A 3,027-nucleotide genomic window follows, 5' to 3' on the forward strand; every position below is an offset into this window, starting at 1 on the left:
TACCGTAAATAAATTTAGAAAAATGAACTTGATAAATGCACAAGCGTAGCGGCACAAAAGTCCATTTTTATAAATTAACTTGAAGCGACAAGCAAACAACGCAAATGCCGCTCAACGGTAAAACGAGTTGGAAAAACCAACCTCAAAACAACAGCGGCGTGGCGACAAACAAGTTAACGGCACAGGCAAATAAATGCCAGCGCTACGAAACAAACGCCACCAGTTTAACTACTTTTAACTAACGAAACTTCTAGCTAACGCCCGCATAAGTGGCGCATAAAAGCTTGGCTAAAATTAGGAACGAAGTGACGCGAGCCAAGCTTTTTGCGTCCACCCTTAATGCGTTTGTTAGCCATTGATGCTTGGCTTTAGCTCCCAAACCTTTAATTGTTGCAAAGCTTTTAAACGCTCTTGAAACTCGCTCTCAGATAGCAAATCCTCTCTGAAAAGAGATCTTAGAAAATCTTCTGCACTCATGTTGGATTTGCGATTATTCATTGCCTTGGTGGTTGCAACCAGGTTGTTGTATGTATTTTTACCTTCTGGCCGAGAAACAACATGATCTACAGTAAAGTTTTCATCCGTTATTTTTTGTAAAGAATAAAAACACCTATTTCCTTCTCTTTCGCGAAGTGAGTTCCTTAAGTTTGCTTCAGTATAAAAATCCAGCTCTTCAAGCGGAATTTTTGCCGCTACATTTTCCTCTATTTCTTTGATATATGGCATTTCTGACGGAAGCACAGGCATAAGCCTTAAACCTGTTGGTGTTGAGTCAACAACTTTCAAGAAACCTTTTTCTTGAAGTGTATAGACTTTATCTCTGGTTGAGGAGATACCCATTGTTCCGCCACGACCACTCAAGCCAAACGCATTTGATTTAGCAGAACTTGAAATGCTGACAAGAACATTTTCTTTATTTTCTAGCAAAGTATGACGAACCACATAGAGATAGATTGATTGCTCGATCGTTTCCATCTTTGGAATGACATAATCAATATATTCCTTAAAGAATAGCTCTATATCCACATATCTCTCCGAGATGGCTAACGCCGTAGTAAAGGGTGGAATAAAGTTGGCTAACATTTTTGCTCCGCAAAAATTTGGCCAAGCTTTTTGCATCCCTTTGACTGCATTGTTAGCTAATGCTGAGCTTTTAAAACTTAACTCGCAAACAACGCAAAACCAAATTAGCAACCTACCCACTCCATTTTCAAGCAATAAACTTGCAGCGAAAAGAAGCATAAACGAACAATGCCGAGTGCCGTAAGTAAACTTAGAAAAATGAACTTGAGAAAACGCACAAGCGTGGCGACACAAAAGTCCATTTTTATAAACTGACTTGAAGCGACCAGAAGCAAACAACTCAACTGCCGCTCAACGGTAAAATGATTTAGCAAAACCAATTTACCGACAACTGGAGCGTGGCGAGTTGGTGTTACTTTTTAGCACAAAATAACCAGCAACTCGAAAACCTACAACACCAATTTTTAATTTATTACTACGTTAAGCACTTAGCTAACGCCCGCATAAGTGGCGCAATAAAGCTTGGCTATACTAAGCGAAGAATGAGCGCAGCCAAGCTTTTTGCGTCCACCCTTAATGCGATTGTTATATAACACCATCACGAAAATCTGACTTTAATTGGTCAATAATTTTACGCTCCAAAAACTGAGGTTGCCAAGATAGTTTGGTAGAAAGGTGAAGCAAAGCCTCACCTTTTTCTGGGGAGCTAATTATTTTTATTGCTCTCCCATTGGCAGAGCAAAACGTTTTTTTTACACCTTCATTTAAGGAGTTAACCAAATCTTCAAATTGATCTCTAGTAAATACAAACTTGTAGAAATTCCAGAATAAACTGTTGGAGCGTATGTTAAAACAAATTTCGTAACTCGATTTATTAGTTTTAACACAAAGTTTTTGAAACAACGTTCCGCTGTATTCTTTATGGATTGAGTAAGAACTTAGTTTCGAAGCTTTCTTATTGAAATGCGCATATAAAATGAATATAAAAATGATAAAAATTAAGAAAGACACGCGTAAGTTCCAGTGTTATATAACGCCCGTATAGCTGGCGCAGCACATTGTCTAGGGCTAAACGCCCAAGCTTTTTGCGTCCAGCTAATACGATTGTTATGCCCGATGTTCGGGTATATTAAATTAAAAAGAGGTTAAATATATTATGGATAAAGATATCCAACATACGCTTATACACCTTGGTAAGTTAACCAAAGGTTGTAATGTATTTAAGAAACTACTCGAAGAATCTAGTTTATCTAATGAAGACAAAGATGCTCTAGATTACTTCTTGTTCTATGATAATTATGTATTTAAGGAAAAGTCTTCCTTGGTAGCTCAAAAGTGAACACTTCTTTAGGGAATACCCCATAGACATGACCACACTTAGAACAATACACAGTATGAAACCAAGGCTTACCTGAGCCAGATGTGGATTCACTACCCGTAGATACTAGGTGTTCATTACCTATTGCACTACAAGAAGGACACTTTGGGTGATGCGTATCATTACTCATTATTCAAATTCTCCATTTTAAAACATGGATTATTTAATAAATGTTGGGGATTGTAAAGGGTATAACGCCGCAATATGGGGCGCACAAAAGCTTGGCTAAAATTAGGAACGAAGTGACGCCAGCCAAGCTTTTTGCGTCCCTTCATAATTGCATTGTTGGCTAGAAGCTCAACAAAAGCTGAAGATTAGCACAATACAATTACCGTAAATAAACTAAGAAAAATGAACTTGAGAAACGCACAAGCGTAGCGACATAAAAGTCCATTTTTATAAACCGACTTGAAGCGACGGGCAAACAACGCAAATGTCGCTCAACGGTAAACAAGGTTGAAAAACCAAGCTTAAAACAACTTGAGCATGGCGACAAACAAGTTAACGGAACAGACAAGAAAATGCCAGCACCGCGAAACCAACACCACCAGTTTAACTACTTTTAACTAAAGAAACTTCTAGCTAACGCCGCAATATGGGGCGCATAAAAGCTTGGCTAAAATTAG

General features: G+C 38.3%; 3 protein-coding genes. 1 reads left to right on the top strand and 2 read right to left on the bottom strand.

Annotated elements, in window-relative coordinates; translation table 11 throughout:
- Positions 1-348: 348 nt before the first annotated feature.
- Entirely contained in the window at positions 349-1,362 is a 1,014-nt protein-coding gene (locus WSC_RS0121345; protein WP_157447384.1) for an HNH endonuclease, read from the bottom strand.
- A gap of 246 nt (positions 1,363-1,608) precedes the next feature.
- A complete protein-coding gene (locus WSC_RS0121360) occupies positions 1,609-2,034 on the bottom strand; it encodes a hypothetical protein (RefSeq protein ID WP_157447385.1) in 426 nt (141 codons plus the stop codon).
- A 145-nt stretch (positions 2,035-2,179) separates the two neighbouring features.
- Between WSC_RS0121360 and WSC_RS0121365 the strand changes: the two genes are divergently transcribed.
- The gene (locus WSC_RS0121365; protein WP_016958001.1) at positions 2,180-2,362 is read left to right on the top strand and encodes a hypothetical protein; all 183 of its coding nucleotides are present in this window, start codon (positions 2,180-2,182) and stop codon (positions 2,360-2,362) included.
- The last annotated feature ends 665 nt before the right edge of the window (positions 2,363-3,027 follow it).

This window comes from Catenovulum agarivorans YM01, assembly GCF_000281085.1.
GTDB lineage: Bacteria > Pseudomonadota > Gammaproteobacteria > Enterobacterales > Alteromonadaceae > Catenovulum > Catenovulum agarivorans.

Excerpts from the sequence above, each read along its gene's own strand:
- WSC_RS0121365 (WP_016958001.1), top strand. The coding sequence starts at position 2,180 with ATGGATAAAGATATCCAACATACGCTTATACACCTTGGTAAGTTAACC.